Here is a 3,202-nt window from a genome sequence, read left to right as displayed (position 1 = left end):
CTGGAAGGTGGAGCGGCGGCTTCGTCCCGCCCTTACCAGTTCGCGACGTGCGTGGCCAAGGTCAGCTATCGCAGGATTGTGCCAATGGCTGTTGGGCCGCTTTGGGCTGGGAGCCGTCATCCAGCAGCAAGGCTTGCATGCGATTTTGCTGCAACTCTGCTGCTGCACTGCCGTAAGACAGCTGTGAGCCCACTTTGACAAATGCTGCACTCGGCATGAACGTCCGGTTTGTTGCAGGCAGCAGTCCAAAACCTGCTAGAACTCATCGGTGTCTCTTTACAGGTTTGTGGGAAGTGAGTCTTCGGCGATTTAGAAAGCCGGGCGACGATATGCAGAATGGAACGACCAAAACTACTCTCGCAAAGCCTCTTTCAGCGCTTTTCGGAAACTGCGGCCAACGGGAACTCTCTGGCCAGTCTTCATCACTAATTCTTGGCCACTTTTGCCCGTTTCTGTTCGAGCCAAATGGGCGAGATTTACCCACCATGACCGATGCACCTGTAACCCGCCAAGCGGTTCAAGATCACGTACCGCATCCCCCAACCGCATCAACACCATGGCACTGCCTTTCAGAGTGGTCACTTCGGCGTAGTGATCCCGAGCCTGCACGGTGACGATCTCATGCCCAAGATGATGCGGCAGTTTGCTTTGAAGCAGCGTCTCACTCTGGGGAGGTGGTTCGAGTACAGCGCTGTCTTGTCCCACCACTCGAAATTCGAACAAGGCATTGACGACCAACGTCACACCAATAAGCGACGGGGCAACAAACAGCGCCAGTCTGAAGAAGCTCACACCGTCGAGCCAGCCATCTTCAAAACCGGTTGCGATCCCCTCGCTCAGATAAACACTGCCCGTTACAGGCAGGACGCCGACCAGACCTACCAGAACGGTCACAATCACCCAGTTGAGAGATCTCGCTTTGGTCAGCCTGAAGGCAACGGTTGAAAGCACCGTCATGGTCAGAGCGGATAAAGGGATGGTGACACCCCAATATACCAGACGCTCGGGAAAGCTCAGACGCTCCAAAGTGTAGTAGGGTCCCGCCATTGCGGTCAGCCCGACAGCCGTTCCTACGACAATCCAGAACACCGGGCTGGCCAAGGTCGCCTGCAGTTGGCGAAGCGCCAACGACATAGGGCTGCCATTGCCGGGGTTTTTCGTGTCGGACGCGTAACTTGGCTTGGGATGGATCATATCCTGACCAATACCTGTTTGGCAGATTTAGTCAAAGCACGGGATCAAGAATGACAGATTACAATTCAAATGATTATCCCATCCGCGCAACCGGTCTCGCAAAGCGCTTTGGGGACGTGAAAGCCGTCTCAAACGTGAATCTGGAGGTCATGCCAGGGTCTGCCCTTGGCCTACTGGGGCCAAACGGTGCGGGTAAATCCACCACCTTGTCCATGTTGATGGGCCTTTGCAGACCGGACGCGGGCGACGTACTTGTGTTTGGGAACGCTGCAGGCAGCCTCAAGGCCCGTCAGGCTACGGGCGCAACACCGCAAGCCACGGACTTTCCCGATCAGCTCACGCCACGAGAGCTTCTGCGATATACAGCGGCCTGCTATGGCAAGACCCCCAAAATTGATGACCTTGCAGAGCAGTTTGGTTTGCAGACCCTGATCGAGCGCAGGGTTGCTGGGTTTTCCGGTGGGGAATTGCGCCGTGTCGCGCTCGCTTTGGCCTTCGCCAGTGAGCCGGCCTTGGTGTTCCTGGATGAGCCAACCACCGGTTTGGATATCGACGCCCAAGACGGCTTTCGCGAGGCCGCGCGCGCCTATGTTGCTCATGGCGGCGCGCTGGTTCTCACATCACATAACTGGGATGAGATTGAGGCGATCTGCGACAGCATCAGTCTGATCGATCAAGGCGAAACGGTCTTGAATACACGTATTGATGACATGCGTGTCCGCGCCAACATCAAGCATCTCAGCTTCGATCTACCTCCGGGCACTGTTCCGCCGGAATGGATGCAGGCCACCCATGACGGACGGCGGTGGCATATGGATGCAGAAGACGCAGACTCCAGCCTGCGCCGGATGATTGCAGACAACTTGCCCTTCCAAAACCTTTCCTTGGAACCATTGCCGCTGGACGTATTGATCAAACACATTCGCAAAGAGGGGTTCACCCAATGACACAACATCTACGCGCCGAATGCGGCCTGATCTTGACCATTCTCTTTCGTCAGCCCGGTTTCTGGGTGCCAACAGTGCTTTTTCCCGCAATGCTCTATGCGTTCTTTGGCGCACAGAGCGGCGGCGGAAGCTGGGCCGCCAACGCGATGGCCTCATTTGCCATCTATGCCGTGCTCGGGGTGGGTTTCTTTCAGTTCGGCGTCAGCGTTGCACAGGATCGGGAGAGTACGTTTGCAACTTGGCAGCGCAGTCTGCCTGGACATTCAGCCAATCGATGGATCGCGCGCATGGTAGCCTCGTTGGTATTTGTAAGCATGGCGGTTTGCTTCGTGATTGCGGTGGCTCTTTTGATGACCGACTTTGTCCTCTCCGCATCAGCCTGGGCGCGACTGGTTTTGGTTTGCCTTCTGGCGACCATTCCGGCGACTGTGATGGGCATTGCACTTGGGTCTGTGGCCTCTGCACGTGCTGCTGTTCCCATTGCCAATCTGATCTTCCTGCCTTTGGCCTATCTGGGCGGATTGTGGGTTCCACCGATGTTCATGCCTGCACCCATTGCAGCGATTTCGGAGTGGACACCAACCCGTGCCATGGGGGAATTGGCCTGGGCTGCGATTAATGACACGGCGTGGAAGCCACAGCAGCTGTTCACCCTGATGGGTTGGACGTTGTTCGCAGCAGCAGTGATCTTTGTTTCGCTAAGATACGCAAATCGCCAGTGAGGCCTTGTGATCGGAAACGGACATTGGGACCGCCGCGGCGAATTGGCGCTTTGCCCGCTCGCTACCAATTCGCGACATGCGTGGCGGCGCTGGCTCAGCTTGTGGACCGCGCTCACCAGTTTCGGCCTCGCGTCCCGAGCAACTGATGCGAGGCGCTCGCCAAAAAATCCTGTTCCACGACAAGCGGCCCAATCCTGGAGTGAAGCTTGCCTATCTCGGCCTCAGATGTGCGGGTTTCCAAACAAGGAGCGTCGCCAGACCCAGCGCCGGAAGTTCTCATAAAAAGATGCAGAGTGTCCGCATGCCGTGCTCCGAAAATCTGAAGTGGTCCCAGAAAAC

General features: G+C 56.7%; 3 protein-coding genes. 2 read left to right on the top strand and 1 reads right to left on the bottom strand.

All coding sequences use genetic code 11. The features are described from left to right. Window positions 1-351: 351 nt before the first annotated feature. A complete protein-coding gene (locus FGE21_RS19175) occupies window positions 352-1,194 on the bottom strand; it encodes a LytTR family DNA-binding domain-containing protein (protein WP_139665009.1) in 843 nt (280 codons plus the stop codon). Here FGE21_RS19175 and FGE21_RS19170 point away from each other — a divergent pair. Next, window positions 1,176-2,141: an ABC transporter ATP-binding protein gene (locus FGE21_RS19170; protein WP_255731672.1), complete on the top strand. Its 966-nt coding sequence runs from the start codon at window positions 1,176-1,178 to the stop codon at window positions 2,139-2,141. The genes FGE21_RS19175 and FGE21_RS19170 overlap by 19 nt on opposite strands. Beyond that, on the top strand, window positions 2,138-2,863 hold the full coding sequence (locus tag FGE21_RS19165; protein ID WP_139665007.1) for an ABC transporter permease: 726 nt from the start codon (window positions 2,138-2,140) through the stop codon (window positions 2,861-2,863). The genes FGE21_RS19170 and FGE21_RS19165 overlap by 4 nt, the downstream gene beginning before the upstream one ends. Window positions 2,864-3,202 lie beyond the last annotated feature (339 nt).

Source organism: Phaeobacter sp. B1627, from assembly GCF_006265095.1.
In the GTDB taxonomy this organism is placed as follows: Bacteria; Pseudomonadota; Alphaproteobacteria; order Rhodobacterales; family Rhodobacteraceae; genus Epibacterium.
Note: the sequence above shows the minus strand (reverse complement) of the source record. Positions and strands in the feature narration are given on the sequence as shown.